This is a genomic window from Mycobacterium scrofulaceum, from assembly GCF_001667885.1.
Taxonomy (GTDB): domain Bacteria; phylum Actinomycetota; class Actinomycetes; order Mycobacteriales; family Mycobacteriaceae; genus Mycobacterium; species Mycobacterium scrofulaceum_C.
The window spans coordinates 111,048-138,039 of the sequence record NZ_LZJW01000147.1 but is presented as its reverse complement, the minus strand read 5'-3'; the positions used below and the strand labels follow the sequence as shown (position 1 = coordinate 138,039).

General features: G+C 67.4%; 22 protein-coding genes. 9 read left to right on the top strand and 13 right to left on the bottom strand.

The window, feature by feature from the left end; genetic code table 11:
* Window positions 1–11: 11 nt before the first annotated feature.
* Entirely contained in the window at window positions 12–3,026 is a 3,015-nt protein-coding gene (locus tag A5681_RS21450) for an MMPL family transporter (RefSeq protein WP_231996387.1), read from the top strand.
* Here the strand turns inward: A5681_RS21450 and A5681_RS21445 are convergent, their stop codons facing one another.
* The gene (locus A5681_RS21445) at window positions 3,027–3,632 is read right to left on the bottom strand and encodes a TetR/AcrR family transcriptional regulator (RefSeq protein ID WP_067279969.1); all 606 of its coding nucleotides are present in this window, start codon (window positions 3,630–3,632) and stop codon (window positions 3,027–3,029) included.
* Between the two features lie 67 nt (window positions 3,633–3,699).
* On the opposite strand from A5681_RS21445, the gene A5681_RS21440 reads away from it, so the two are divergent.
* The 4 genes from A5681_RS21440 (at window position 3,700) to fadD1 (ending at window position 9,753) form a co-directional block, all read left to right on the top strand.
* Entirely contained in the window at window positions 3,700–4,530 is an 831-nt protein-coding gene (locus A5681_RS21440) for an alpha/beta fold hydrolase (RefSeq protein WP_067279968.1), read from the top strand.
* A gap of 75 nt (window positions 4,531–4,605) precedes the next feature.
* The gene (locus tag A5681_RS21435; RefSeq protein ID WP_067279958.1) at window positions 4,606–5,367 is read left to right on the top strand and encodes an SDR family NAD(P)-dependent oxidoreductase; all 762 of its coding nucleotides are present in this window, start codon (window positions 4,606–4,608) and stop codon (window positions 5,365–5,367) included.
* 205 nt (window positions 5,368–5,572) lie between these two features.
* Window positions 5,573–7,750 (top strand): EAL domain-containing protein, encoded by a 2,178-nt coding sequence (locus A5681_RS21430; protein ID WP_419866343.1) that lies wholly within the window; start codon window positions 5,573–5,575, stop codon window positions 7,748–7,750.
* 359 nt (window positions 7,751–8,109) lie between these two features.
* Complete coding sequence (gene fadD1, locus A5681_RS21425; RefSeq protein ID WP_067279950.1) at window positions 8,110–9,753, top strand: fatty-acid--CoA ligase FadD1; 1,644 nt, start codon at window positions 8,110–8,112, stop codon at window positions 9,751–9,753.
* Here the strand turns inward: fadD1 and A5681_RS21420 are convergent.
* From A5681_RS21420 to A5681_RS21375, 10 genes are all read right to left on the bottom strand, one after another.
* Entirely contained in the window at window positions 9,692–10,345 is a 654-nt protein-coding gene (locus tag A5681_RS21420; protein ID WP_067279946.1) for a MarR family transcriptional regulator, read from the bottom strand. The genes fadD1 and A5681_RS21420 overlap by 62 nt on opposite strands.
* A gap of 7 nt (window positions 10,346–10,352) precedes the next feature.
* Complete coding sequence (locus A5681_RS21415; protein ID WP_067279942.1) at window positions 10,353–10,775, bottom strand: Zn-ribbon domain-containing OB-fold protein; 423 nt, start codon at window positions 10,773–10,775, stop codon at window positions 10,353–10,355.
* On the bottom strand, window positions 10,772–11,941 hold the full coding sequence (locus tag A5681_RS21410; protein WP_067279939.1) for a thiolase family protein: 1,170 nt from the start codon (window positions 11,939–11,941) through the stop codon (window positions 10,772–10,774). Before A5681_RS21410 ends, A5681_RS21415 begins: the two co-directional genes overlap by 4 nt.
* Window positions 11,942–11,962: 21 nt before the next feature.
* Window positions 11,963–12,292, bottom strand: a complete 330-nt coding sequence (locus tag A5681_RS21405; RefSeq protein WP_067279935.1) for a hypothetical protein — start codon at window positions 12,290–12,292, stop codon at window positions 11,963–11,965.
* A gap of 1 nt (window position 12,293) precedes the next feature.
* A complete protein-coding gene (locus tag A5681_RS21400) occupies window positions 12,294–14,627 on the bottom strand; it encodes a CaiB/BaiF CoA-transferase family protein (protein WP_067279932.1) in 2,334 nt (777 codons plus the stop codon).
* 2 nt (window positions 14,628–14,629) lie between these two features.
* Window positions 14,630–15,967: an amidohydrolase family protein gene (locus A5681_RS21395; RefSeq protein WP_067279929.1), complete on the bottom strand. Its 1,338-nt coding sequence runs from the start codon at window positions 15,965–15,967 to the stop codon at window positions 14,630–14,632.
* A gap of 157 nt (window positions 15,968–16,124) precedes the next feature.
* Window positions 16,125–16,982, bottom strand: a complete 858-nt coding sequence (locus tag A5681_RS21390) for a DUF4436 domain-containing protein (RefSeq protein WP_082968478.1) — start codon at window positions 16,980–16,982, stop codon at window positions 16,125–16,127.
* Between the two features lie 259 nt (window positions 16,983–17,241).
* Entirely contained in the window at window positions 17,242–17,655 is a 414-nt protein-coding gene (locus A5681_RS21385) for a Zn-ribbon domain-containing OB-fold protein (RefSeq protein ID WP_067279926.1), read from the bottom strand.
* 7 nt (window positions 17,656–17,662) lie between these two features.
* The gene (locus A5681_RS21380) at window positions 17,663–18,871 is read right to left on the bottom strand and encodes a thiolase family protein (RefSeq protein WP_067279923.1); all 1,209 of its coding nucleotides are present in this window, start codon (window positions 18,869–18,871) and stop codon (window positions 17,663–17,665) included.
* A gap of 9 nt (window positions 18,872–18,880) precedes the next feature.
* Entirely contained in the window at window positions 18,881–21,106 is a 2,226-nt protein-coding gene (locus A5681_RS21375) for an acyl-CoA dehydrogenase (RefSeq protein WP_067279919.1), read from the bottom strand.
* Between the two features lie 209 nt (window positions 21,107–21,315).
* Here A5681_RS21375 and A5681_RS21370 point away from each other — a divergent pair, with 209 nt between their 5' ends.
* On the top strand, window positions 21,316–21,897 hold the full coding sequence (locus A5681_RS21370) for a TetR/AcrR family transcriptional regulator (RefSeq protein WP_067279916.1): 582 nt from the start codon (window positions 21,316–21,318) through the stop codon (window positions 21,895–21,897).
* A gap of 10 nt (window positions 21,898–21,907) precedes the next feature.
* Here the strand turns inward: A5681_RS21370 and A5681_RS21365 are convergent, their stop codons facing one another.
* Complete coding sequence (locus A5681_RS21365; RefSeq protein WP_067280077.1) at window positions 21,908–22,492, bottom strand: TetR family transcriptional regulator; 585 nt, start codon at window positions 22,490–22,492, stop codon at window positions 21,908–21,910.
* Between the two features lie 61 nt (window positions 22,493–22,553).
* Between A5681_RS21365 and A5681_RS21360 the strand changes: the two genes are divergently transcribed.
* The 3 genes from A5681_RS21360 (at window position 22,554) to A5681_RS21350 (ending at window position 25,986) form a co-directional block, all read left to right on the top strand.
* Window positions 22,554–23,651, top strand: a complete 1,098-nt coding sequence (locus A5681_RS21360) for a DUF1214 domain-containing protein (RefSeq protein WP_067279913.1) — start codon at window positions 22,554–22,556, stop codon at window positions 23,649–23,651.
* Window positions 23,648–24,820, top strand: a complete 1,173-nt coding sequence (locus A5681_RS21355) for a sulfotransferase family protein (protein ID WP_067279910.1) — start codon at window positions 23,648–23,650, stop codon at window positions 24,818–24,820. Before A5681_RS21360 ends, A5681_RS21355 begins: the two co-directional genes overlap by 4 nt.
* A 77-nt stretch (window positions 24,821–24,897) precedes the next feature.
* Entirely contained in the window at window positions 24,898–25,986 is a 1,089-nt protein-coding gene (locus tag A5681_RS21350; protein ID WP_067279907.1) for a DUF190 domain-containing protein, read from the top strand.
* A 22-nt stretch (window positions 25,987–26,008) separates the two neighbouring features.
* Here A5681_RS21350 and A5681_RS21345 read toward each other — a convergent pair whose 3' ends face one another.
* Window positions 26,009–26,902 (bottom strand): fructose bisphosphate aldolase, encoded by an 894-nt coding sequence (locus A5681_RS21345; RefSeq protein ID WP_067279903.1) that lies wholly within the window; start codon window positions 26,900–26,902, stop codon window positions 26,009–26,011.
* Window positions 26,903–26,992 lie beyond the last annotated feature (90 nt).

The window sequence follows — 26,992 nt, the reverse complement described above, 5'->3', positions numbered from 1 at the left end:
GGGGTGCTCCGGTGACCGCGTCCGTCGCAAGCAGGCGTCGTGGCCGCACGGCGTGCGATCGCACCGGCGAGTACAGCGCGCGCCTCGCCGCTCTGGGTGAATTCGCCGCGCGGCGCCCGACTTTGGCGATCGGCGCGTGGATTGGCGTGGCGGCGATCCTTGCGATGGTCTTCCCCCAGCTGGAGACGGTCGTGCGTCAGCAATCGGTGCAGATCCTGCCCCCCGACGTGGCGTCGTTTCAAGCGCTTGACCACATGGCGGCGGCGTTCGACGAGCGAGGCGCAAAGACCTCGATCGTCGTCGCGATGGAAGACCCTGCGGGACTTGCCCCTTCCGCCCGGCAACACTACGACCGGCTTGTGGCAGCCTTGCGCGCCGACAAATCGCATGTCCTGCTGGTGCAGGACATGCTGGCCGACCCGAGTGCCCGGGCGCAGGCGGTGAGCGCGGACGGCAAGGCATGGTTCTTGCCGGTCGGCATCGCGGGCACGCTCGGTGATCCGGCGTCCGCCGAATCGGTTGATGCCGTGCGCGCACACGTGTCGTCCGCGTTCGCGGGGTCCTCGACCGTCGCCAACGTCACCGGCCCGGCGGCGACCTTCCGTGATCAGGTCGGCTCCGGCGAGCACGAGTTGCTCATCATCTCGATCGCGACCGCCGCACTCATCGCGCTCATTCTGCTGCTGGTCTATCGGTCTGTGGGCACGGCCCTATTGCCCCTACTGGTGATCGGCGCGAGCGTGGCCGTCGGCCGTGGCGTCTTGTCGGCGCTCGGCGAATTTGGCTTTCCCGTCTCGCAATTCAGCATCGCTTTCATGACCGCGGTTCTCCTTGGCGCCGGCACCGACTACAGCGTGTTCCTGATCAGCCGCTATCACGAGCAACGGCGGTCCGGCAGTGCACCGGAGGAGGCGATCGTCCACGCCTGCGGCAGCATTGGGCGCGTCATTTTCGCCTCAGCGGCCACGGTCGCTTTGGCGTTGGCGTCCATGGTGTTCGCTCGGCTGAGTGCCTTCCAGGGCGTCGGCCCGGCCTGTGGCATCGCCGTGCTGATCGGGTTCCTGGCCACCGTGACGCTGCTGCCCCCGCTGTTGGCACTCGCGGCCAAACGCGGCATCGCCGAGCCCCGCGCCGACCTATCGCGTCGTTACTGGAATCGGGTCGCCGTCTTGGTGGTGCGACGGCCGGTGTCGCTACTGGCCGCCAGCCTGGCGGCGCTGCTTGCCCTCGGACTCATCGCCGTCACCATGTCGATCAGCTACGACGACCGCAAAGGGCAACCCGCCAGTACCGCCAGCAATGAGGGCTATGCACTGTTGGACCGGCACTTTCCCAAAGACACCGTCATCAAAGAGTTCCTGCTCGTGCAATCAAGCACCGACATGCGCACCGCGAGAACGCTGGCCGATCTCGACGCATTGGCTTCGCGCGTCGCCCAACTCCCCGGGGTCACTCGGGTCGCCGGTGTCACCCGCCCGACTGGAAATCGACTTGACCAAGCGCAATTATCTTGGCAGAACGGACAAGTCGGCGACAAGATGGCGAGGGCCGTCGCCGACGGCGAAGCACACAAAGACGACCTGGCCAGACTCACCGACGGTGCCGACCAGCTCGCGGCCGGCCTGGGGAAACTCGACACCACCGTACGTCGTGCACTTACGCCGCTGACGGATCTGTTGAGCCAGAACGGAGGGCGACAGCTGCAGAACGCCCGACCGCTGTTGGAGCAGCTCAACGCAACCGGGCCCGTACTGGATCAGGCCGTCCACACCGGCCCGGAACTGCGTCCCCTCGCCCAGCAAGCCGCGACCGCCATCGCCGCGATCGGACCCCTGGTCGACAACCTGAACACATCCGCCTGGTGCGCCACCACGCCGCAATGCGCGCAACTGCGCGATGAGACTCAGGTACTCGTCACGCTGCGCGACGGCGGATTCTTCGACCAGGTCGGCGATCTCGGTGACCACTACAGTCAGACCGGCACCCTCACCGGCGCACTCACCGGCATCCAGCGCGCCGTGACCACCCTGCAGCAGGCACTCGGCGCGACCGGCGATCCCGCGGACCTCGTCGGAAACGTCCGCCGACTGCAAGACGGCATCACCCGACTCGCATCGGGCGCCCAGGCGTTGGCCACCGGAGTACACACTCTGGCCGACAACAACATTCGACTTCTCGGCGGCATGAGCCAAATCGCGACTCAGCTGCAGAACTCCGCGCGCGCCGCGTCGGGATCGGACTCCGCGTCTGGCTTCTACCTGCCCCAATCCGCGTTTGAGGACCGCCAATTCGGCGACCTGGCACGGCATTTCATTTCCGCGGACGGGCGCACCGCCCGCCTCGCGATCACATCGTCCTTCGATCCGTACTCCGCCGATGCGGTGGCCCTCAACCACCGCATCATCGATACGGCCAACGCCGCCCGGCCCAACACCTCGCTGGACCACGCAGACGTTTCCATGGCCGGCTTTACCGCGGTCAATTCCGACCTGCAGCACCTGCTGTCCGCGGACTTCATTCGCCTGGCCACCGCTACCCTGATGATCGTCGGCGTGGTCTTGATGCTGCTGCTGCGTGCCGTGGTCGCCCCCCTCTACCTACTGGGCACCGTGGTGCTGAACTACTTCGGCGCACTAGGCCTGGGAGTGTTGGTATTCCAATACGGATTCGGCCACCCCATCGCCTGGCCCGTACCGCTGCTGGCCTTAATCCTGTTGATCGCGGTCGGCGCCGATTACAACATGCTGGTGATCTCCCGCTTACGCGAGGAATCCACCAAGAACATGCGTCTAGGCGTCCTGCGCACCGTGACCAGTACCGGCTCCGTGATCACCTCGGCGGGCCTGATCTTCGCCACCAGCATGTTCGGACTCATGCTCGGATCGCTCGACATGATGATCCAGGCCGGGTTCATCATCGGCTGCGGGCTCCTGCTGGACACTTTCGTCGTGCGAACTCTCACCGTCCCCGCCATCGCAATCCTGCTGCGGGAACGGAGCTGGTGGCCGCATCGGCGAACCGCGTGACTAGCTGTTCAGCATCCCGTCGATGAGCATGTGTAACACCTGCCGGGTCTCCCTACGCATGCGTTTCGGATCCTCCGCCGTGGCGATCAGCATGGCCGCCTCGTCGAGCGCGCCGATCAGCACGTGCGCCAACGGACGCACCGGCTGCTTGGGAAACTGCCCGGCCCGAATGGCCTCGGTGAGCAACTGTTCGGTCATGCCCAGGCTGTACCGCTGGGCGACGTCGCGAAAACCCGCCCAGCCCAGCACACTCGGGGCGTCCAGCAGCATCAGCTGCCGCACTTCCGGATCACCGGAAACCTCGAGCCAGGCGTCGACCGCGGCGCGGATCGCGTCCGCCGGCGTCGTCGCGCCCGACTCGGCCACCAAGGTGCCCATTCGGGCCATCACGTCCTGCTCCACGGCCTCGACGACCTCGCGAAACAAGGCCGCCTTGTCGGCGAATTGGTGGTACATCGCGCCGCGCGTCACCCCCGCGGTGGCCGCGATCTCCGGCGTACCCACCTCCGCGTAGCCGCGCGAACCCCAGAGCTTGCGGGCAGCCGCGATCAGCGCGTCGCGGGTCGCCGCGGAGCGCTCTTCCTGGGTCCGTCTCTTGCTTTCCATACAGCCTGTTGGTAACTTACGAACAGACAGCCTGTTTGTAAGTGTATCCCGAGGTAGGAGTTCTCTTATGTCGACGATCGACATTAGTGCCGGAACCATCCATTACGAAGCAACTGGACCCGAAAACGGCAGGCCGGTGGTCTTCGTGCACGGGTACATGATGGGCCGCGAGCTGTGGCGCCGGGTCAGCGAGCAACTGGCCGGGCGGGGCCTGCGCTGCATCGCTCCGACGTGGCCGCTGGGCGCGCATCCAGAACCATTGCGCCGCGGCGCCGATCGAACCATCACCGGCGTCGCCGGCATGGTCGCCGAGGTGCTGACCGCGCTCGACCTCGAGGACGTGGTGCTGGTCGGCAACGACACCGGCGGGGTCATCACCCAGCTCGTGGCCGTGCACCACCCGGATCGGCTCGGCGCGCTGGTGCTCACGAGTTGCGATGCGTTCGAACACTTTCCGCCGCCCATTCTCAAGCCGGTGATCCTGGCGGCCAAGTCGAAGACGACCTTCCGCGCAGTGTCCCAGGCGATGCGGGTGCCGGCTGCCCGCAAGCGCGCGTTCGACGGATTGGCGCATCGCAACATCGACGACCTCACCGAGGCATGGGTACGCCCGGGCCTATCCGATCCGCGCATCGCCGAAGACCTGCGGCAGTTCACGTTGTCGATGCGCACCGAGGTGACGACGGGCGTGGCGGCCCGGTTGCCCGAGTTCGAGAAGCCCACCCTGGTCGCGTGGTCGGCCGACGACGTGTTCTTCGAGCAGGAGGATGGCGCCCGGCTGGCCGCCACCCTGCCCAACGCCCGCCTCGAGATCATCGAGGGCGCACGAACGTTCTCGATGATCGACCAACCGGACCGGCTTGCCGACCTGTTGTCGACGATCGCGGTGCGCGCCTAGCGCCTTCTCCCTTTGCGCCGTAACGCCGCGGCGAAAATTCGAGGTGTATTTCGCCGTGGCGTTAGGCTCGCGGGCATGGAAAACGCGCTGCAAGGCCGGCGGATCTTGGTCACCGGCGGAGCGACCGGGATCGGAGCGGCCGCCGTAGGAGCCCTCGGTGACGCGGGGGCCGAGGTTGTTGCCACCTACCACCAGACACCGCCGCCGGACGGTCTTGCGGCCACCTGGCTGCAGTGCGACGTGCGCGACGCCGACGCCGTGTCGGCAATGGTGCGACAAGCCGCCGACCGCTTGGGCGGACTCGACGTGTTGGTGAACGCCGCGGGCCTGTGGCAGGCCGGCATCCCCGGTTACATCGGCGTCGACGACATCGCGTTCCTGTTGGACACCAACGTCAAGGCCACGATCTTGACCAATCAGGCCGCGTACGCCGTGATGAAGGACCAAGACCCCAAGGGCGGCAGAATCATCAACTTCGGGTCGTCGGAAGCCGTTATGGGCAGCCCGATTTCGGCGGTCTACGCCGCGACCAAGGGCGCGGTTCAGGCGTGGACGCGGTCGGCGGCCAAAGCCTGGGCGGCGGACAAGATCACCGTCAACGCTCTGGCCCCGGCGGTGCAGACCGCCGGCGCGGACCGGCTGCGCGAATTCCTCGGCCCCGACGCGAGCGCGCTGATCGATCAGCAGATGCAAATGCTGATCCCGCTGGGTGGGGCGCTGGGTGATCCCGCCCGCGACCTCAGCCCGATGCTGGTCTTTTTGGCCGGCACCGGTTCCGGGTTCATCACCGGGCAGCTGCTGGCCGTCGATGGCGGCCTGATGATGGTCGGCGGATGACGGCTGGGCGACGTCATTCTCAAGCAGGTTAGGCACGGACGGACGCTCTACCGGCAGCTTGGCGCCGGCTGCGTGACCGGTAAAGAGCCCTCAGCAAACGGAGCCCGGCCGCTTCGCGATCGATCGTCTTCCAAGTCGGCCCGTGGAAATGCCCCGCACGGGTGTTAGGCCCCGCCCAGTGAGACCCGCATCGGTGCCATTCCAAATGCCTGGTCCCGCTTGCCGGTCTAGCATCGTCGCTATGGGCGCCGAGGAGCAGATAGCAAACGCCCCGGGCCACGAACCGGCAAATTCCGCGGACTTGGTCCATACCCTCTTGGGCTTGTTGCGGCGTCGCCTCGGCCTTGACACGGCGTGGGTCGCGTCGTTTTCCAGCGGCATGCAAGTCTTCGAGGTGGTCGACGGCGACGCCCGCGCCCTCGGGCTCTCGCCCGGCGACCGATCTTCGCTGTCCGGGTCGTACAGCGTCCGAGTGATCGATGGGCGACTGCCGGCCGTCATCCCGGACACGTCGGCCGATAGGACTGCCTCCGTCCTGCAGAAAACCCGCGAATGGGGTGTCGGCGCCTTTGTCGGTGTTCCGTTGCTAGGCCCGGATGGCTCCGCGGTCGGGATGGTGTGCGCGGTCAGTCAGCAGCCGCGGCCGCATCTGGCCGACGTGGATTTACGAGTCGCCAAAAAGATGGCCGAACTCATCGGCAGTTTGATGGAACTGCCGGCGGACCCGACGAAGATCGCCACCGACCAGCACGACGGCATTCGCCGGATGGTGGCCGAGCGGGACTTCGAGATCGTTTTTCAAGCGGTGCACGATGTTTCGACCGGCGCGGTGCTCGGTGTCGAAGCGCTCGCGCGCTTCCCGTGCGAACCGTTTCGACCCGATCTTGTCTTCGGCGAAGCGGCCGTGTTGGGCATGGACATCGAATTGGAGACCGCGGTCATAGCGCGCGCCCTGTCGCTGGTGCCGCAGCTGCCCGAAGATGCGTTCGTCGCAGTCAACATCTCTCCGTCGGCGGTGCTGCGTACTCCGTGGCCCGACCTACTGGCCGAGGTCGACCCGTCGCGGCTCGTGCTGGAAATCACCGAGCACGATGCCGTCGAAAACTACGACGCTCTCGACGATGTCCTGGAAGCATGCCGAGCGCGCGGCATGCGGGTGGCGGTCGACGACGTGGGCGCCGGTTTCTCCTCGTTCTCCCATGTCCTGGAGATAGCACCGGAATTCATCAAGATCGATCACTCCATCACACGCAACATCGACGCCGACGCCGCGCGGCGGCGACTGGCCCAGTCCATCGCGGAACTGGCCGCGCAGATCGGCGCGACCGTCATCGCCGAAGGGGTGGAGACTCAGGGCGAACTCGACGCCGTGGGTGCGGCCGGCATCCCCTGGGCGCAGGGTTTCTATCTCAGCCGGCCCAAGTCCCACACCCACGGGTTCGCGGCCGGCGCCGTCGTCGCCGAACCGGTCGATCAGTCTTCGGCCGTTTTCGACCTTTTGGGAGAGCGACGTTTCGAGCTGGCGCTGACACATTCGCCCATCGGCATGGCCGTCGTCGGTCTAGACGGCACGTTCCAGCGCACCAATCGAGCGTTGCGGGCCATGCTCGGTTACGGCCGAAAGGATTTGGCCGGTCTGACCTTTCAGGAGATCACCCACCCCGACGACCTGGACGCCGACCTGGCTCTGCTGGCCGAATGCCTTGCGGGGCGCCGCCGCGCTTACCGCATGGACAAGCGTTTCATCGCCGCGGACGGGCGCATCGTATGGTGCAACCTCACCGCCGTGTTGGTCCAAGGGCCGGGTAACCAGCCGCGTTGCTTCGTATCCCAGATCCTCGACGTCACCGCCGAGCGCATGCGAGAGGCCGAGCTGGCCCGCCGAGCCACCACCGACACACTCACGGCGATCGCCAACCGCTCCGCGGCCTGGAGCCGGCTAGAGGAACTCGACGCCGCCGACGAGGGCTACGGAATTCTGTTTTGCGACATCGAGCAATTCAAGTCGATCAATGATCGGCATGGCCACCAAGCCGGCGACGAACTGCTGGTCGAGATCGCCGGTCGGTTACTGGCGGCGGTCGGGGAAGATGGCCTCGTCGCCCGATGGGGCGGCGATGAATTCCTGATCATCACCGACACCGTCGACGATCGCGGACTCGCCCTGCTCACCGACCGAATCACCGCCCAGCTACAACGGACACCGATCACCCTCGGCGGCGGGACGGAGATCTCCATCGTTCTCACGGTCGGCTGCGCGGCACACCGCCCGGGAGACGGCAGATCCATCGACGCCGTCCTCGAGCGCGCCGATCAAGCCATGTATGAGCAGCGGCGCCGCCAAGCCGCCCGCGCCCTCACGGCCGGACGGCCCGGCGGCTAGCTCCGTGTCTGCGGCGAAGGCGCCGCGCCCCGGGGCGTGGCGGGGCTCCGGGCGATGGGGCGACGAGATGTCGCGCTCGGTTTCTGAGCAGAATCAACGATCTGTGCAACTCGAACAGCATGAGGCAATGGTGGCCGTTGGATCCGGAGTCCGCAGCGCTACACGCGGTCACCGCCGAAGAATCCTCGAAGAAAAGCGATGAAAAGTTTTGCGAACACCAGATGGCGGACGGCCCGCGGTCCTCCGATGCGTAGGGTGCCCCATGGACCGTGGCGGTGTTGTGGCGGACGGCGGGCCGCTACGATAAGACGGACCGTCTCGTCTCGTAGGGCTAGGCATAGTGAGGGTGAATCCGACCGATGACTGACGACACCATTCAAGCGCTGCTCAACAAGCGCTTGTCCGACCCGGGGACCGCGGTGAAACACCGCGGCCTGCAGTGGAGTTGGAGTCAGTACCTGGCCGGTGCGGCCACGCGGGCGGCGGCCCTGATATCCGCAGCGGACCCCGGCCGCCCGATGCACGTGGGCGCTCTGCTGGGAAACAATCCCGAAATGCTGAGCCAGATGGCGGCGGCCGGGCTTGGCGGTTACGTCCTGTGTGGCCTGAACACCACCCGGCGCGGCGAGGCGCTAGCCGCCGACGTCCGGCGCGCCCATTGCCAGTTCCTCATCACCGACGCCGAACACCGGCCACTGCTCGACGGCCTGGACCTAGAGGGAACGCACGTTCTGGACACGTCGACACCGCAGTGGGCCGAATTCATCGACGGCACCGGCGAACTGGTGCCGCACCGGCAGGTCACGGCGATGGATCCGTTCATGATGATCTTCACGTCGGGGACGAGCGGCAATCCCAAGGCGGTGCAGGTGTCACACCTGATGGCGACGTTCGCCGGCATCAATCTGGTCCAGCGCTTCGCGCTGTCCGAGAAGGACACCTGTTATGTGTCGATGCCGCTGTTCCACTCCAACGCCGTCGTCGCGGGATGGGCGCCCGCCGTGGTTTCCGGCGCCGCGATCGTGCCGGCGAAGTTCTCGGCAAGCAGCTTCCTCGACGACATCCGCCACTACGGCGCGACCTACATGAACTACGTCGGCAAGCCGCTCGCTTACATCCTGGCCACACCGGAACGCGACGACGACGCCGACAACCCCCTGCGGGTGGCGTTCGGCAACGAGGCCAACGACAAGGACATCGAGGAATTCGCGCGGCGCTTCGGCGTGCAGGTCGAGGACGGGTTCGGCTCAACCGAGAACGCGGTCATCGTGATCCGCGAACCCGGCACGCCGAAGGGCTCGATCGGCAAAGGGATCGACGGGGTGGCGATCTATAACAGCGATACCGTCACCGAGTGCGCGGTCGCCCGCTTCGACGCCGACGGCGCCCTGCTCAACGCCGACGAGGCGGTCGGTGAGTTGGTCAACACGGCCGGATCGGGATTCTTCACCGGCTACTACAACGACCCCGACGCCAACGCCGAGCGCATGCGCCACGGGATGTACTGGTCCGGCGACCTCGCCTACCGCGACTCCGAGGGCTGGATCTACCTGGCCGGCCGCACCGCCGACTGGATGCGCGTGGACGGGGAGAACCTGGCCGCGGCACCCATCGAGCGAATCCTGCTGCGCCACCAGGCAATCAACCGCGTGGCGGTGTACGCGGTCCCGGACGAGCGGGTCGGCGATCAGGTGATGGCCGCGATCGTCCTCAACGAGGGCCACACCCTCGACCCCGACGCGTTCGAGGCGTTCCTCGACGCGCAGCCGGACCTGTCCCCTAAGGCCCGCCCACGTTACGTCCGCCTGGCCGCCGATCTGCCCAGCACCGCCACCCACAAGGTGCTCAAGCGCCAGTTGATCGCTGAAGGCACCGGAATAGGCGACGGCGAGGTGCTGTGGGAGCGCGAAACCCGGGGCACCGCCTACGCGGTCGCGACGCCTAGCCCGGGCTCCCGGGTACCCGGCGGCGGATCTGACCCTTCGGCCGTCGCACCCGTTTGACCGGGTCTTGCGTTGTGCCGGAAGCGATCTCGTCGCGCAACTGCGCGATGTTGGAGAGCTCCGCGTACAACCCGCGGATCGCATAGTCCAGGACGGCGAACGAGAAGCGCTGGCTCGGGTCGTCGGTGATGCCGAGCTCCCGTGACCGCTGGCGCGACCACAGCGCCTCGTCCAGCCGCGCCCGGGTCGCCTCCAGGTGCCGGTCCAACGTATCGACGATGCGCTCGGGGTCCTCGCCGCGCGAGAGCCAGGTCTTGAGGATGACGGGGTGCTTGATGACCACCCGGTCCTCGCCCGGGAAGTGCTGGACCCAACGACGCAGGGCGTCGAGTCCGGCGTCGGTGGCCTCGTAAAGCGTGATCGCCCGCTTGCCCGATTGAGCGCCGATCTCCCCGACCATGCCGCGGGCCAACAACCTATTGAGTTCGCGCCGAACGTGACTGACCGATGGCGACCAGTAAAAGTGGCCGACCGACAGCTCGGCGCGCATCTTGATCTCCCCCGCGGTCAGCTGCTCGTCGTTGGCGGCGAGCACGCCCAGCACCAGGTAAGCGGTTATTGGCAGGCCGTTGCTGATGCGGCGGGGGCTCATGGCTGTCCTACTCCTGGCCGGTGAAGTAGGGCAGCGTCACGTCGGGGCCGACCGAGTGGAATTGCACCCGCACGCGCATGCCGATCCGCAAATCCTCCGGAGACACCCCGACGACGTTGGTCAGCATCTGGTAGCCCTCGTCGAGGGTGACGATGGCGGGCGCGTAGGGCGGCTCGAATTCCGCCGTCACCGGCCGGTGCACCACCGTCCAGCTGTAGATCTCGCCGAGGCCGCCGCTGCGCTCCCAATGGACCTGCGCCGAAAGGCATTCGCGGCAATGCTCGGTCGGCGGGAAATTCGCCAGCCCGCAGGCTTCGCAGCGCTGATACCGCAATTCGCCGGACTGACAACCCTGCCAGAAGGGCACGCTGAGGTGGCTGGTGGCGTGGGGCACCGGGCCGGTTTGGGGCCGCAACGGATCGGAGGTCACCGCGGTTCATCCCCCAGGATCAGCAGGGTGGTGAACAAGGCGCCCGCTCCCCCGTTGCTGCACAACGCGATATGCGCGTCGGCGACCTGGAGCTCGCCCGCCTGCCCGCGCAGCTGCTGGACGGCGCGGATGGCCCGCTGCATCATCTGCGGATTGGACCCCGCGTGGCTGAACGACATGGTTCCTCCGTCGGTGGTGATGGGATGGCTGCCGTCGATGGCGATGTGGCCGTCGGCGACGAATGGTCCCCCCTCGCCTTCGCCGCAGAACCCGAACGCCTCGAGCTGGCGGATGATTTCGAATGAGAACGGGTCGTAGAGTTCGAGCACGTCGACGTCGCCCGGCCGCAGTCCCGCGTGGGCGAACGCACGCTCGGCCGCGCGCCTGCCGACCACCCCGTTGACATATCCGTCGTGCCCGTCCCGCCGCCCGGCGAGGTCCCACACCGGCGGGTGCTGGTAGGAGGGGCCGTGGAAGTCGGCCCCACTGCCGAGCACATAGATCGGTTGGCTTGCGCCGTCGGTCTTTTCGATGTTGGCCACGACCAATGCGCACCCGCCTTCGGACGTGGTGGCGCAATCGAGCAGATGAAACGGGTCGGCGATTGGCCTCGACGCGGTGATGTCGTCGGGGGTGAAGGGTCCGCGCTGGTAATACACGGCTTCGGGGTTCCGCGACCCGTTGTTGCGGATGGTGGCCGCGACGATCGACAGCTGTTCGCGCGTGGTGCCGTAGAGGTGCATGTGGCGGCGCGCGATCAGCGCGAATTCGGCGGTGGTGAACATGCCCCACGGCGCGACGAATTCGTTTTCGGGCCGGGTCCACGGCGCGGTGGCCTCGTGGTCGCGGTATTCGCCGGCCTGGGCGGCGACGAGCACCACCACGTCGGCCATGCCGTGCTCGATGGCGTTGACCGCCTCGGTGATCATGCCGACGCCGAAGGCGAGCCCCTGCCAGGCCGGACCGAGCCGCAGGTCGTAGATCAACGCGGTGGACAGCGGGCCCGCACTGACCCCGTCGACGTCGTCGAGGCGCAAGCCCGCGTCGTCGAGGGCGCCGCGAATGGCCGTCAGCGCCAGGCTACGCGACGTCTCGCCGTCCAGGCGGCGGCCCTGCGGGGTGTTGTGCACACCGACGATCGCCGCGGTGCGTCTCTTGGCTGCCACTTCGTGATCCTCTGTTCTGCTTCAGTTTTCGTCCGCAACGACACCGAGATAGGTGCCGACGACGTCGCATTGGCGGCCGTCACGGGTGACGGTGCCGATCTTCGTGGTCCGGGCATCGGCGAACGCCGCGCCGGTATCGACCACATCGATCCGCACGTCCACCGGCCGCGCCGTCTGCGGATCGGTGATCTCGACGACCATCACCACGGCATGCTCGCTCTCATCCCACTCGACGCTGGTGATCCGGTGCCGGGCGGTCAATTCCATCACCACGGAGTCCTGGCGCAGCAGGAAGCGGACGGGTGCGCACAATTCACCGGCGCGGGGCGGCACGCACAGGGTGACCGCCATGTCATAGTCCCGCCGGCCGCGCGGCGATGGTTCCCGACTGCCGCAGTTCTGACAGGTCTTTCGGGCTGCGCCCCAACAGACCCGTCAGCACCTCGCTGGTGTGTTGGCCGTACAGCGGCGGAACCCGGCGAATCCAGCGCCGCGGTTTGCCGAGGAACACGAACGGCATCCCGGTGCACAGGAAGGAACCGGCCACCGGATGGTCGACCGACTCCCAGAAGCCGCGGGCGTGCAAATGCCGGTCACGCAGCAATTCTGGGGCCGGCGTGACGCGCGCCGCGGCCACCCCCGCCGCGCGCAGCGTGTCGACCGCCTCTGCCGGCGGTCGCCGCACGGTCCAGTCGGAGATCAGTTTGTCGATCGCGTCCGGTTGCTCCCGCCAGTCGTTCGCGGCGAGGTCCGGCCGGCCGAGGAGCCCGGCCAAGCCCGCCCGTGCGGCGTCATCCATCGCGGCCAGCGCGACCCAGTCGTCGTCTCCGCGGCAGCGGTACACCCCTTGAGGGTTGGCTTCGGGGCCGCGATTCCCGTTGCGGCGCATCGCGATCCCGTTGTGTGAGTATTCCACCAGCATCTCGGCGGCCACGTTCAGCGCCGCCTCCACCATGGTTGATTCGACGTGCATCCCGGTCCCGTCGCGGTCGCGGACCACCAGCGCGGCGACCGCGGCGAAGGCCGCGTGCAAGCCGGCGATCGGGTCGCAGACGCCGCGCGGAATCACCGGGGGGCCGTCGGCGTGTCCGGTCATCCACGCCATGCCGGTCGCCTGCTCCATGGTCTGGGCGAAGCCAACGCGGTCGCGCCAAGGGCCGTCGAGGCCGAAGGCCGGCATCCGCACCATGATGGCGCGCGGATTGGCCGCGCGCACGGCATCCCAGGTCAGGCCGAAGTTCGTCATCACCCGGGGTGAGAAGTTTTCGATCACCAGATCGCTTGCGGCGACCAGCTCCAACGCGATGCCCCGCCCCGCCTCGGTGCTCAATTCGACGCTGACGCCGCGCTTGTTGTTGTTGCTGCACAGGAACACCGGGCCCCATTCCCACCACTGCTCCCAGCTCGGTGGCCGGCCGGCGGAGAACCTCATGCCGTCGGGCCGGCGAACGCCCTCGACTTTGATCACGTCGGCGCCCAGGGCGCCCAGCAGTTGCGTCGCGACCGGCCCCGCCCAGAACGCGGTGAAGTCGGTGACCCGGGTGTCGGCCAAGGGCAGTGCATCGTTGCCGCTGCCGCCGACCGGATGGGATCGCGGCGGCCAGTGCACCTTTCCATCGTCAGCGCCCAGCCGGGGGGCCCGCCCGGGCGGCTTGGTTGCGATCGCCTCACTGCGATACGGGACCCTCGGCTGCAACACCCCGGCCCCTGATCGAACGAACACACCCCGCTCCACGAAATGGTCGATCTCGGGCAGCATTTCCGGCGTCGCGATCGGGGCCACCGGGATGCGGAAGGCGACGGCGAGGTCGACGATCTCCTGCGTGGTGCGTGACTGGGTCCACTGCGTGACCATGTCGAGGAATTCGTCGCGGCGGGCGACGCGCCCGTCGAAAGAGGCGAGATCGGCGTCATCGAGCAGATCGGCACGATCGATCAGCACCAGGAAATCCTGGAACTGCTGCGCCGTGATGGTGCAGAAGCCGACCAGCCCGTCGGCGGTGGGCACGATCGACGGCAGCTCCAGACTGCGTTGCCCCAGAAGCGAATCCGCCCCCAGCACGCTGGCCGACATGGCGGACAGGCCACCCATCGCGATCACCATCGCTTCGTACGTCGAGACGTCGATGATCTCCCCGCGGCCGCTTCGCGCGGCATGCCGCGCGGTCGCCGCCGCCACCGCCGCGGCGAACGTGCCCGCCAACCACTCACCGAGCTGGCCACCGGCCTGCACCGGTTCGTCCTCTTGCCAGCCCCGGCCGGCGGTCGAGCCGCACAGCGCCTGCAGGATGAACTCGTTGGCCGCCACGCGGTCGTCCACATAGGGTCCCGTCGTGCCGAACGGCGTCACGGCCGCCACCACCGCCGCCGGGCCGGTGTGGGCCGTGATCCGATCGAGCGTCCATCCGTCGGTCAGGTCGGTGAGCACGATGTCGGCGCCGGCCAGCAGGGCGGCGGCTTCCGAACGGCCGTCATCGGCCACCGACCTCTTGCCCGCGGCCAGATAGTCGAACAGCGCTCCCGGCGGTCCGCCGGCCGACCGGGCGCGCACCGAATCACCCTGCCCAGACTCGACTTTCACGACGTCGGCGCCGGCGTCGGCGAACATCTTGCCGCAGTAGGACACCGCGATTCCGTTGGACAACTCCAGCACGCGCCAGGCCGCGAACGGCGCTCGGGCTGCCACGTTCAATTGCCCAGGGTGGTGGCGCGCCCGGCGATTCCGGAAGCCTCGGCCGTCACCTGCGACTGCAGGGCGAACTGGGTCATCCGGGTCCAGGCGTCGCGGTCACGCTGGCTGGCCCGCCGGCCGACGTGGGTCACCACGTCGACATCGGTAGCCTGGGCGCGCAGGTTGCCGGCCCGGGCGCGTTCCTTCGGGATGTGCCGGAACGGATCGAAAGAGTAGGCGGCCATGGCGTTTTCGTGGGTGATCTTGTCGATGACGGAGTCGTCGAGGTGCCCCATGGTCTCGATCACGTCCTCCGGCGCGAACGGCCAGTTGCTGTCCGAATGGGGGAAGTCGGACTCCCAGCACAGCATGTCCTCGTTGAACCAGTCCATGTTGCGCACGCCGACCTTGTCGCTGATGAAGCAGGTGTAGAAGTGCCGCCGGAACACGTCGGCCGGACCGCTGTAACCGGGCGGGAACTTGGCCAGCGTCCACCCCGAATGACGGTTGTAGACGTGCTCGGCCCGCCACAGGAAGTACGGTATCCAGCCGACGTCGCCCTCGGTGAGCGAGAACTTCAGTTGCGGGAAGTCCGCCCAGAACTCCGCCCAGATCAGCTCGGTGAAGGTGAACATGCTCATCATCGATGACGCCGTCATCTGCACGCTTGGCGGGGCGTCGGTCGACACCTGCGGGGACCGCGACGCGGAGCCGACGTGCGTGCACAGCACCGTCTTGTTCTCGCAGACGGCCTCGAACAGCGGGTACCAGTACTTCGTGTGAATGCTGGGCATCTGCAGCGCTTCCGGATTCTCCGAGAACGTCACCGCGTGGCATCCCTTGTCGGCGAGGCGTTTGACTTCCTTGGCCGCCTCGGCCACGTCGAACAGCGGCAGGATGCCGCAGGGGATGAACCGGCCGGGGTAGGCGGCGCACCACTCGTCGATGTGCCAGTCGTTGTAGGCCTTGATCATCACCAGGTTGACCTCACGGTCGGGGCCCTGGTTGAGCACCTGTCCCGAGAAGCCGGTGAAGTTCGGGAAGTTGAGGCCCGCCAGCTGCCCGCCGGCATTCATGTCGCGGACCCGCTCGTCGACGTTGAAGCATCCGGGGCGCATCTCGTCGTAGCGGGAGGCGTCGATGTTGTACATCTCGCGGGGCTTGCCGGCGACGGCGTTCAGGCCCATGTTCCGGCCGCGGACCTCACCGTAGTACCACTGTTGGACGCCGTCGGGTTCCGTGACCACCCGGGGGGCTCGGTCTTTGTATTTCGCGGGGACGTGTGCGTCGAACATGTCGGCGGGTTCGGCGATGTGGTCATCCACGCTGATCAGGATCAGGTCGTCCTTGTTCATGCCGCGCTCCTCACCGGGATAGTGACTAGTAGATAATGTCGGCGGTCGCAGTGTCAACGCCGGATGCCGATACCACTGAGGCGTCGCGGAGATCCGAACACTCTGGCTGGCAAACGCTCTGCTGCGCTTTCGAGGGCCGGTCCAGAGGACGCTGAATTTACCTCGCTGGCCTGACAGTAGGGACTAATAGTCCCTCGGGCTCGCCGTGACCAGTCGGGGCGTCCGCGCCCGATGCCGGCCGCAGATGCCGCCACCAGGACGCGATGTACAGCAGCATCGAGACCACCAAGGCGACGAGCACCCACAGAACGATCGTCATGTCGATCCAGCTGCCGAACGCCGGTGATCCCGGAAGCGCGTTCCGCAGTGGAACGACAGCGAACAACATCGCCGCGTACCAGGCCATCATGGGCGACTGAAACCTACGTCGGTCCCGCAGCGTCTGCACGGCGACGAACACCGCCGCCCCCGCGATCGCGACGAGAATGCACAGGATGACGATCGCGAACACCATGGTGCTCGCCGATCGCCGCATCTCTACCTTGTAGGCGGGAAAGGGTTTGGATTTGCTCGGTCCTGACGCGCGGAATCTCCAACCGGGTAGCCGGTCGACGATCGACACCGCGGCGCGCTCGGGTGTCTTCGCGGCGCCGACAAACAATTCCACCCTGATCGGGCCCATGTAATACCGGTCGAACGGCCAGCGTTCCACGTCACGGGCCAGGGTCAGCGGGACTGGGATAACCCCCGGCAGCGTGCCCTTGGGCCAGGTCCGCGTGACCGGAGTGGTGACGGAGGTGACATCGACGGTGAGATCTTGCTTGAGGCTGTCGGTGGCCGGATCGAGCAGCGCAGACCCGGGGGAAATCGACAGGTTGCCCTGCAGCACCGTGTAATTGGACTGGATGCTCTCGACGTCCAGCGTAACGGCGCTTCCATCGCCGGTCGGCGGTGCGTCACTCGAAACCCGCTGGACGGCAGCACCATCGATGTAGAGCAGGATCGACGTGATCATCGCGCTGGCAACGATGGCCAACAACACGACGCTGCCGGCTCGCACATGCGACCTGACGCCGGTGTCCGCGATTTCGGGCACGGACGGCCCGGTGGATCGCGCACGCACCGTTTGCCTCCCAAACGAGATTGTTCAGTCCAGGATAATCGGGCGATAGCGCAACACACCGTTCTGCCAACACTTTCCAAGCAGTCCGCCAGGTTCGCGGGTGACACCGGACGTCGGGCCCACCGAGGACGGGAATGGCCCGCGCACTCGGTCAGTCGGCCGGCGCGTAGCGCAGCATCGTGACGTCGTGCTCCGGGTAGTCGAAGAACACCGGCTGCACCCGCATTCCGACCCTGAGGTCGGCGGGGTCGACGTTGACCATCTCAGTGGAAAACCTTGGCCCCTCGTCCCATTCGACGATAGCCAGCAGCTGCGGGACGGCGTCGGCGAAGTGCGGGCTGACCGGCCGGCGCGCCACGGTGAACGAGTACAACGTTCCCATTCCGGAGATCTCTCGCCATTCCAGGTCGTCGGCGAGCGTGCGCGGCGCGCGCACCCGCGGGTAGAACACGTAGCTCTGCAGCGACGGCGAATACTGGATGACGATGCGATGCTGCGCCAGTGCGTCCCAAAACGGCGCGCTGGTCGGCGTTTTGACGGGCATCGGGCGCTCGAAGGTGACCATGGTTGAATCAGTCCCCCTCGAGGATCAGCGTGGTTTGTTCCGACAGAATCCCGCCGTTGCCGGACACGAAGGCGCGGTGACAGTCATTGATCTGTGCCGCGCCGGCCCGGCCCATGATCTGCCGGGTGGCGTCGCAGACGTGGTGCATGCCGCCGGCCAGGCCCGCCTGGCCGAAGCCGAGTTGCCCGCCCGCGGTGTTGAGCGGAAAGTCGCCGCGGAAGGTGAGGTCGTGGTTCGCGACGAACTCCATGCCCTTGCCCTTCTCGCAGAACCCCGCGTCCTCCAGCGACAGCAGCACGGTGATCGTGTAGCAGTCGTAGATCGACACCATGTCCATCTGCTGGCGGCTCAGCTCCGTCATCGCGAACGCCGTGTCGGCCGCCTCGGCGATCGGGGTGTGCAGCAGGTCCTTCGCGTACGTCGGCGTCTTGAACGGCACGTGCTCACCGAATCCCTTGATCCACACCGGGCGGTGACGGGCGTGCCTGGCGAGATCGGCGTTGGCGACGACGACCGCGGCGCCCCCGACGCAGGGCATGACGATTTCCAGCATGTGCAGGGGGTCGGCGATCACCGGGCTGGCCAGCACGTCGTCGACCGTGATCGGCTTGTCCTTCCAGATCGCGCCCTCGGTGTGGTTGGCATTGAACCGCTGGTCGACGACGATCTTGGCCATCGCCCGCTCGTCGTAGCCGTAGACGGCCGCGTAGCGCTGGGCGACCTGCCCGTAGGGCCCGTTCTGGCCGAGGTTGCCGTAGGGGATCTCGAATTCGGCTTGGGGAGAACCGTATTGGTTGCTCGACGAACCGAAGAACATCGCGTCGACCATAGGTCTGGGCTTCTTCTTCGATGACGGGGTGATGTACCGGGCCGGTAGCGCACATAAGACCGCGTCGCAGATGCCCAATTCGATCGCCGCCGCCGCCCGCCAGACCATGGCCGCCGCGCTGGCGCCGCCGAGGTCGACATGCTCGGCGAATCGCGCCCCGATGCCCAGGTACTCGGCGATCGTCGACGGCACGAAGATCTCCGACTCCGCCAGGTGCGACGCCACGATTCCGTCGACGACATCGCCCGGGAGGCCGGCATCCTCGAGTGCGGCCGCGGACAGCTCCGCCCATTGTTCGATCGCGAACGGCGCGAGCGAGGCCTTGTTGAGCCGTTCGGGCGGGAGTTCGACGTAGCCGACGATCGCGGCTTCTCCGCGTAATCCCATGGGCGGTACCTACTTTCGAGGTAGTCCGAGGATCATCTGCGCGATGATGTTCAGCTGGATCTCCCGGGTTCCTCCGCCGATCAGCTCGGCGGGCAGGTGCAGGTAGCGCTCCACGATGTCGGGGTCGGCGTCGGCCACCATGGCCGCGCGCCCGGTCAACCGCAAGGTGGCCTCGAATGTTCTGCGCAGCAGCTCGTTCATCGCCACCTTGGCGATGGAGGACGCCGGGCCCGATGCCTGGCCGTCGAGCAAGCGGATGGTTTCCCGCACCCCCAGCGCCTTGATGGCGTTGGTGTACGCGTCGAGTTCACCGAGCGCGCGCAGCGCGTCGTCGCGGTCCGGTCCCGGTTCGGCCGCAAGCCGGCGCAGTGCGGCGGCCCGGTCGAACTTTACGTAACCGCTGATGGCCGTGCGCTCTTCGGCCATGGTGGCGATCGCCAGGTTCCAGCCGTCGGTGGGGGCACCCAGCAACATCTCGTCGGGGACGAACACGTCGTTGAGGAACACCTCGTTGAAGTGCGCCAGCCCGGTGGCGGTTTTGATCGGCTGGATTTCGATGCCGGGCGACCGCATATCGAGGATGAAGTAACCGATGCCGCGGTGCTTGCTGGCTTCGGGGTCGGTGCGCGCCAGCAGGGCGCCGAGGTCGGCGTACTGCGCCAATGACGTCCAGATCTTGTGGCCGTTGATTCGCCAACCGCCGTCGACCTTGGTTGCCCGGGTGGTCAGCGACGCGAGGTCGGAGCCGGCGCCCGGCTCACTGAACAGCTGGCACCAATGGATCTCGCCGCGTTGGGTCGGCGGAATGAGCTTTTCTTGCAGGTCTTTTGATGCGGCGGCCAGCACCGAGGGCAGGATCCACTCGGCGATGTTCAGCGAGGGTCGGACCAGCCCGGGTCGCTTGGCGAACTCCTCGTCGATGATGAGCTGCTTCAGGGGACCCGCATCTACGCCCCACGGCGCCGGCCAGTGGGGCGCGATCAGGCCAGCATCGGCGAGCACTGTGCGCTGGGGCCCCGAGGCCTGGTCCGGGTAGTCGCCGTGCGGTGCCGGTGTGTCGTTGCGCAACTGCATTGCGGCGTCAAGGGTCTCGGCCACCCAGCAACGGAACTGCGATTCCGCGTCGCCGAGGTCGACCGACATGTCGCGTTGCTGGTTGCAGGTCAGCGACCCCAGGCTCCGGGCCCAGCGATTCACCGGGCCGATCGAGGCCGCGAGACTGATCGCCCGCCGCCAGTACAGGTGCAGGTCATGCTCCCAGGTGAAGCCGATGGCGCCGAACATGGTCAACGCGTCGAGGACGAGGTCGGGCACCGGGGCGATCGCGATCACGGCCGCGGCGGCGGCGGCCATGCGGTGCTGGTCGATCGGCTCGTCGGCAGCGCGTACGGCGTCCCAGGCCGCGGCGGTGGCCAGCTCGCTGCTGACCAGCAACATCGCGGCGTTGTGCTGCAACGCCTGGAAGGTGCCGATCACCTTGCCGAACTGTTCGCGGATGCGCAGGTGCGCCGTGACTGCCGCGACGCACCACTGCACGATGCCGGCCGTCGCGCTGGCGAGCAGGCCCAGCGTGACGCACCGCGCGCGGTCGGGATCGATCCCGGTGAGCACCTCCGGGCCGGCCGCTGGATAGGCGTCGAGCCGCAAGATGCCCACATCGGAGACCAGGTCGGTGCCGTTTATGGGTTCGGTTGTCGCCGTGGGGTTCTCGGCATCGACGACCACCCAGATCACGGCGTCGTCCTCCGTGCGCGCGGCGACGAGGATCGTGCGCGCCGCACACACGCCCGCGGTGACCTCCGATGCGCCGGTCACCGACCATCCGCCATCCGCGGCGCGCGCGGTGAAATCACCGTCGTCGGGGAGCACCACCGCCGCGATGCGGCCGGCGGCCAGCTCGCGTAGCAGCGCCTCGGCGGCCGGTGAGGGCTCGGCCTGCAGGGCGACGGCCCCCGCGGCGACCGTCGGCAGCAGCGGCCCGGGCAACAGCGCCTTGCCCGCCGCCTCTAGGACGCACGCGGCGTCGATCAGGCGGCCGCCCTGCCCGCCGAGGCTTTCGGGCAAGTGCACGGCGTGAAATCCGTTGCCGACAAGGGCGTCCCACCATTCGGGCCGGCGCCCCGCGGCGAGGTCGTCGAAGCTGTCGCGGGTGGCCGAGATGGGCGCGTGCCGGCCGGCGAACTGCCCGACGGCGTCGCTGAGTTCCTGTTGCTCCGGGCTCAGTCCCAGGGTCACGAGGGCGGCCGAGGGATGGCTGACGTTGGCCGCACGGACTGTTACCCTTCCGAGCCTGATGGCGCCGACCCGCTGCGCCCGGCTTCGCCGCGCTTGCGATCGCCGCTACTTCGATGGCAGCAACAAGACGAACCGTCTCGTCTTGTGGCAGACTACCGGGGTTAGTCAGGCGATGTAAAGCGGGCGGCGGCGGCAGTGAGGATCACCATATGCCAAGCGATCTCACCCAGGTGAGCGCGCCGAGGCGCCGCAGCGAGAAGGCGCGCACGGCGATCGTCACCGCCACCCGCGAATTGCTCCTGGAGCGCGGCTTCGACGGGCTGACCATCGAGGCGGTCGCCGCCCGGGCGGGGGTGGGCAAGCAGACGATCTACCGGTGGTGGCCCAGCCGCCCGGCGCTGGTCGCCGACGTCATGCTCGAGGACGCCGACAAACTGCTGGCCTCGGTAGCCCACACCGGCGACCTGGCCGCCGACCTGGTGGGCTGGGTCGGCAAGCTGGTCGCCAGTCTGACGACCGACCGCGGCTCGGCCATGCTGCGGACCCTGACCGTCGCGTGCATGGAACACGAGGAGACGGCCGTGCGGCTGCGGGCGGGCTTCAGCGCGCCGCTGCACGACAGCGTGCGGGACCGATTACTCGCCGACGGTATCGCCGCCGCCACCGCCGAGTCGGCCGCCGACGCGATCGTCGGCGGCGTGGTTTATCCGATCCTGTCCGGCGCCCAGTCCTATTCGCGGCGGCGAGCCGAACGCACGACGCGGCTCATCGTCGAGGCGCTCCTCGGCTGACGCCGGCCGATCAACCGACGGTGATCGCCGCCAGACCCTGACCCACCCGGTCGGGCAGGGATCCCCCGTGGCTGAGCCAGTCGTCCAGGGCGATGCGCACGGTCGCCATCGCCAGGGCGCCGATCAAGCGGGGCCGGGGATCCTGCGGTGCCAGTCGCGGCAGGCGCGGTGCGATCAGGTCGGCGATCGCCAGCTCATACCGCACGTAGATGTGCAGTGTCCAGGCGTCCAGTGTGTCGGATGACCTTGTCAAAACCGCCAATTCGCGAATCTGGTCCTCGATGTCGGCGAACCCGCCGGCGAGCTCCGTGAAGGCGCCGATGACCGCATCGGTCGCGCTCAAGCGCTCGGGCTGGGCCGCCAGGGCGGCGGTGATCCGGTTGAGCCAGTGGACGGTCATGCCCTCGGCGACCGCGTCTTCCTTGGAGTTGAAGTAGCGGAAGAAGGTCGCCCGCCCGATGTCGGCCTCGTCGGCGATGCGGTCCACCGTCGTGCCCGCCAACCCGCGATCGGCGACCAGCGAAGCGGCGGCGGCGGCGATGCGCTGACGCATGGCCGTCCGCTTGCGTTCGGCCAACGATGTCGTGGCAGCCATTCCCCCGACCTTTTCCCGCGAATCCACTCCCGATCGTAAGACATAGTCTTAGCATGAGACGATGTCTCAAGGCCTCGATTTGTCCGAGCCGGCCGCGCCGAAGGCGCGCGCCGCGTGGCAGTTCTTCCAGCAGATGGTCACCGACGTCAGCAAGATCGTGACCGAGGACGCCGAGTCCGAGCGGGAGCTGCTGGAAGGGATGCGGATGATCGCCCGCGTCTCGTCGCTGTGCGCGCAGATGTCGGTGGAGGCCGATGCCGAGCGGCCCACCTTTTTCGATATGTGTTCGGAGAACCGCATGGTCGGCGGTCCCAATCCGGACGGCAATTATTACCTGGCGATGATCCGTGGTGACCGGAGCTACCGGATCACCGGCTCCCGCGGTACCAGCGCCTACCTCGGGCTGCAGATCCTGGCCGGGACCGGGCTCACGCCGCGGCGCATGGCGGGATATGTCAGCGATGTCGACCTGGCCTTGGCCGCAGGCGAATTCACGCTCGTGCTGTCGGCCGACCAACCCGCCGACCTCGCGAATGCGCAGTGGGTGCAGATCCCCGACGACGCCTCGTCGGTGGTGGTCCGCGAGTACATCGGCGACCGCGCGCACGAACAACTCGCCACGTTACGCATCGAGGCGCTGGACCCCGCGCCGCTGAGCCCGCTGACCGACGGCGAGGTCGCCGACCAGCTCACCGCGATGGCCTGGTCACTGATGAAGCTGACGACGCTGCACCGCACCATCAAGCCGGAACTGCTCGATGCGCCCAACACGTTGCTGACCGCGGAGGCCGCCAACCTGGGCGCCGCCGACACCACCCCGGACAACCTGTACATGATCGGGACCTACCGGCTGCAACCGGACGAAGCGCTGGTGCTCGACATCGCCCCGCCCCAGACCCGGTACTGGAACGTCACTCTGGAAAGCATCTGGCACGAGTGCCTGGAGCCGCGCGCCCGGCACAGCTCCGTGACCAACCGCGGCGTGGCACCCGATCCCGATGGCCGGGTGCGGATCGCCATCTCCGCGAACGACTTCGGGTTGGGCCACTGGCTCGACACCGGTGGCAGGCACCGGGGTTTCGTCGTGCTGCGCTGGCTGGACAACCCCAGCCCGCCCGACGTGAAGGTGTCGGTGCGCCGATGCGAGGAGGCGGGATGACGCTGGAAGATCGATTCGCCCCCGAGCGGCTGATAGCAACCGCCTGCGAGGAGGCCGGCAGCGACGACTTCGGCGCCGAGGGCTGGCGGCCCGGCTTGCACCGCCTGACCGACGGGCTGATCCACGACGCGCGGCTCTCGGACATCGGGGTGGAGATCGCGCACCTCGACATCATGCGGGCCCTTAAGAATCGCCTCGGTGTGATCGCTTGGCGCAAAGCACATCCCGACGTCGCCGCCAAACCGATCACCGCGCCGATTTTCATCGTCGGACAGCCCCGCACCGGAACCACGATCCTCTACGACCTGCTGGCCCAGGACCCCGAGCTGCGCGCCCCGTTGACGTGGGAGGTCGATGAGCCCTGCCCGGTTCCGCAGCCGGAGTCTTATCACGACGATCCGCGGATCGCGCAGGCGCAGGCCAGCATCGACATGTCCGAGCAGATCATGCCGGGATTTCTCGCTTTCCATCCGATGGGCGCCCTCGTCGGGCAGGAATGCGTGCGCATCACGGCCGGGGAATTCGTCAGCATGATTTTCTCCGTGCAGTACCGCCTGCCCAGTTACTACCGCTGGCTGCTCTACGAGGCGGACCACGCGGGCGCGTACCGCTATCACCGAATCTTCCTGCAGCACTTGCAATCCGGGGTCCCGGGCCAGTGGTTGCTGAAGTCGCCCGCGCATCTCTGGCAGCTGGACACGCTGCTGGCCGAATACCCCGACGCATTGATCGTCCAGACGCACCGCGACCCGCTCAACGTCATCTCGTCGATCGCTGCCCTGACGCACCACCTGCGCCGGATGTGCAGCGACGAATCCACCATCGCCGAGTGTGCGGCTCAGTCCTACGAGGAGATCGTCGTCGGCCTGGAGCGCGAGATGGCCCTGCGGGACAGCGGCGCGGTGCCGGCCGACCGCGTGATCGACGTGCAATACAGCGACTTCATCAACGACCCGTGGACCACGATCAAGGACATCTACCAACGGCTCGACCGCGAGCTGCGCCCCGACGCCGAGCAGAAGATGCGCGACTTCCTCGCCGCCCATCCCGGCGACGGGGGCCGCGGCCGCTACACCTGGTCGGACACCGGCTTGCCGGCCGGCGAGGTGCGGGAGCGGGTGCGTGCCTACCAGGACCGGTACGCGGTGCCGACCGAAAAGCTGCGGTGAGTGGGTCTTATCGAACACCGTTGCGGCGCTTGACGTCTGAAACCGAGTAGGATCGCCGCAAAGCGACGGGAGCGGCCATGGACGAGGACTGCCTCAAGCTCACCACTTATCTGGCCGAGCGTCGGCGGACCGACGCGGGGTTCGTGTCCGATGTGCTGCTCGACCTCTACGCCCGGCACCGCATCGCCTGCGGTGTGGTGCTGCGGGGTGCCGCCGGGTTCGGCACCGGTCGGTACCTGAGAACGGACGAGTCGCTGACGTTGTCCGAGGATCCGCCCGTCGCGATCGTGGCGGTCGACACCAGGGCGAAGATCGACGCTCTGCTCGACCCGGTGCTCGCGGTCAAACAGCGGGGCCTGGTCACCCTTGAGCGGGCCAGGCTGTTGCGCGGCGACGGGGCCTTCCCGGGCCCACCGGAGCTTCCCGAGGAGTTGCGCGAAGCCGTCAAGCTGACCGTTTACGTCGGCCGCAAGGAACGCGTCAACGGCGCCCCGGCGTACGTCGCCGTCTGCGATCTCCTGCATCGGCGGAGGATCGCAGGGGCCTCGGTGCTGCTGGGGGTGGACGGAGTCACCCACGGGCAGCGGCATCGTGCGCGCTTCTTCGGTCGCAACGCCAACGTGCCGATGATGATCGTGGCCGTCGGATCCGGTGAGCGCATCGCGGGGGTGCTGCCGGAGCTCGCCGAGTTGCTTGGGGAACCGATGTTCACGCTGGAGCGGGTCCGGGTGTGCAAGCGCGACGGCGAACTGCTGGAACGGCCGCACGCCCTGCCGGGTGTCGACGAACGCGGTCTGTCGCTGTTCCAGAAGCTGACCGTTTACACGTCCGAGTCGGCCTTGATCGACGGGGTGCCGATTCACCGCGCGATCGTGCAGCAGCTGTGTCAGCGCGACGCACCCGACGGGGCGACGGTATTGCGTGGCATCTGGGGATATCACGGCGACCACCGGCCGCACGGCGACAAGCTGCTCTCGCTGCGCCGGCGCGTTCCCGTGGTGACCATTCTCGTGGACACCCCGCCCCACATCGCCGAATCCTTCGGCGTGATCGACGAATTGACCCGAGACGACGGGCTGGTGACGAGCGAGATGGTGCCCGCCGCGGTGTCAGACGAACACGACGCCGGTGACGGCCCGCCGCGCTTGGCCCGCCACCGCTACTAGCTGTGATGTCCAGGGAGGTAGGTCAGCCGGCGACCGAGGCGTCGTAGATGGATTGGATCGCCTTGTCCAGCGTGGCGTTGAACTGCTCGTCGGACTGGTCGACGCTCAGGCCCTCGGTGAGCGCGCGGCTGAAGCTGGCGATCAGCCCGGTGTTCTTGGCCAGCAGCTCGTTGGCTTCCTCGCGGGAGTAGCCGCCGGAGAGGGCGACGACCCGCATCACCTTCGGGTGCTCGATCAGGGGGCGGTAGAAGTTGACCTCCGTGGGCAGGCTCAGCTTGAGCATCACGCGCTGACCCTCGGGCACGTTCTCGAGTTGCTTGGTGATCTCGTCGCGCAGGATGCGCTCGGCCTCGGCCTTGTCCGAGATCGAGATGGTGACCTCGGGTTCGATGATGGGCACCAGACCGTGCGAGAGCACCTGATGCGCCAGCTCGAATTGTTGGGCGACCACGGCGGCGATGCCCTTGGCGTTGGCGCCGCCGATCACCGACCGCTCCTTGGTGCCGAAGACGCCCTTGCTCACGGCGCGCTCCAGCAGCTCGTCCAATCCCGGGATCGGCTTCATCAGCTGCACGTCATCGGACGCGTCGGCCAGACCCTTGTCGATCTTCAGAAAGGGCACCACGCCCTTGGTCTCCCACAGGTAGGTGGTCGACGGCTTGCCCTCGATGTCGCGGTCCATGGTCTGCTCGAACAGAATCGCGGCCAGCACCCGGTCACCGTTGAATGCGGGCGACGTGATGATCCGCGAACGCATCTGGTGGATGAGGTCGAACATCTCCTCCTCGGAGGAGTACGCGTTGTCCTCGATGCCGTAGAGGCGCAGCGCCTTGGGCGTCGAGCCGCCGCTCTGGTCGAGCGCCGCGATGAAGCCCTTCCCCGACGCCATCCGGTCCGCTTGCTTCTCGTTTGGCATGGAAGTTCTCCACTCCTTCGTGGTCCCGTACGGTCACGGCGCCTGCAGTCCGCACCCTTGAAATAATCGTGCCGATCATATTCGGACGGT

Bases quoted from the DNA above. Each gene is read 5' to 3' on its own strand.
- A5681_RS21445 (WP_067279969.1), bottom strand. From the start codon at position 3,632: ATGGAAAGCAAGAGACGGACCCAGGAAGAGCGCTCCGCGGCGACCCGC.
- A5681_RS21440 (WP_067279968.1), top strand. From the start codon at position 3,700: ATGTCGACGATCGACATTAGTGCCGGAACCATCCATTACGAAGCAACT.
- A5681_RS21435 (WP_067279958.1), top strand. From the start codon at position 4,606: ATGGAAAACGCGCTGCAAGGCCGGCGGATCTTGGTCACCGGCGGAGCG.
- A5681_RS21430 (WP_419866343.1), top strand. From the start codon at position 5,573: ATGCCTGGTCCCGCTTGCCGGTCTAGCATCGTCGCTATGGGCGCCGAG.
- fadD1 (WP_067279950.1), top strand. From the start codon at position 8,110: ATGACTGACGACACCATTCAAGCGCTGCTCAACAAGCGCTTGTCCGAC.
- A5681_RS21420 (WP_067279946.1), bottom strand. From the start codon at position 10,345: ATGAGCCCCCGCCGCATCAGCAACGGCCTGCCAATAACCGCTTACCTG.
- A5681_RS21405 (WP_067279935.1), bottom strand. From the start codon at position 12,292: ATGGCGGTCACCCTGTGCGTGCCGCCCCGCGCCGGTGAATTGTGCGCA.
- A5681_RS21395 (WP_067279929.1), bottom strand. From the start codon at position 15,967: ATGAACAAGGACGACCTGATCCTGATCAGCGTGGATGACCACATCGCC.
- A5681_RS21390 (WP_082968478.1), bottom strand. From the start codon at position 16,982: ATGATCACGTCGATCCTGCTCTACATCGATGGTGCTGCCGTCCAGCGG.
- A5681_RS21385 (WP_067279926.1), bottom strand. From the start codon at position 17,655: ATGGTCACCTTCGAGCGCCCGATGCCCGTCAAAACGCCGACCAGCGCG.
- A5681_RS21380 (WP_067279923.1), bottom strand. From the start codon at position 18,871: ATGGGATTACGCGGAGAAGCCGCGATCGTCGGCTACGTCGAACTCCCG.
- A5681_RS21370 (WP_067279916.1), top strand. From the start codon at position 21,316: ATGCCAAGCGATCTCACCCAGGTGAGCGCGCCGAGGCGCCGCAGCGAG.
- A5681_RS21365 (WP_067280077.1), bottom strand. From the start codon at position 22,492: ATGGCTGCCACGACATCGTTGGCCGAACGCAAGCGGACGGCCATGCGT.
- A5681_RS21360 (WP_067279913.1), top strand. From the start codon at position 22,554: ATGTCTCAAGGCCTCGATTTGTCCGAGCCGGCCGCGCCGAAGGCGCGC.
- A5681_RS21355 (WP_067279910.1), top strand. From the start codon at position 23,648: ATGACGCTGGAAGATCGATTCGCCCCCGAGCGGCTGATAGCAACCGCC.
- A5681_RS21350 (WP_067279907.1), top strand. From the start codon at position 24,898: ATGGACGAGGACTGCCTCAAGCTCACCACTTATCTGGCCGAGCGTCGG.
- A5681_RS21345 (WP_067279903.1), bottom strand. From the start codon at position 26,902: ATGCCAAACGAGAAGCAAGCGGACCGGATGGCGTCGGGGAAGGGCTTC.